A 615-nucleotide genomic window follows, 5' to 3' on the forward strand; every position below is an offset into this window, starting at 1 on the left:
CGGGCGCTGGACCGCGCCCGCCGGCCCAAGCCATGCCAGTTGGCCTTCAGCCCGGCCCTGTGCAAACTGGTTGCCGGAAAGCTGTCGGGGCAATGGTCGCCGCAGCAGATCGCCGGGTGGCTGAAGGCCCGGTATCCCGGAGACCCTTCCATGAACGTGTCACACGAGACGATCTACAAGAGCCTGTTCATTCAGGCGCGTGGCGTGCTCAAGAAGGAGTTGCTGGCCCATCTGCGCAGCCGCAGGATCATGCGCCGGGGCAGGACAGCGACAACAGCGGGCCAGACGCGGGGGCAGATCATTGATGCCGTATCGATCCGGGACAGACCGGCCGAGATCGAGGATCGCGCCATCCCGGGCCACTGGGAAGGTGATCTGCTGAGTGGTGCAAGAAACAGCCACATCGCCACGCTGGTCGAACGCAGCTCGCGCTTCGTGATGCTGGTCAAGGTTGGCGGCAAGGACAGCGACAGCGTCGTCAGCGCATTGATTGCCCGGGTGCAGCATCTGCCGCAGGGGGTGATGGCGTCGCTGACCTGGGACCGAGGAACCGAACTGGCCTATCATCGCAAGTTCACCATCGCCACTGATGTCAGCGTCTACTTCTGTGATCCG

1 protein-coding gene is annotated in these 615 nt (G+C 63.9%); it reads left to right on the forward strand.

Annotated elements, in window-relative coordinates; genetic code table 11:
* The coding region (locus tag C5F48_RS24430) for an IS30 family transposase (protein ID WP_107666187.1) at window positions 1–615 on the forward strand (615 nt) is incomplete at both ends.

Origin of the sequence: Cereibacter changlensis JA139 (assembly GCF_003034985.1) — a bacterium.
Classification (GTDB): domain Bacteria; phylum Pseudomonadota; class Alphaproteobacteria; order Rhodobacterales; family Rhodobacteraceae; genus Cereibacter; species Cereibacter changlensis.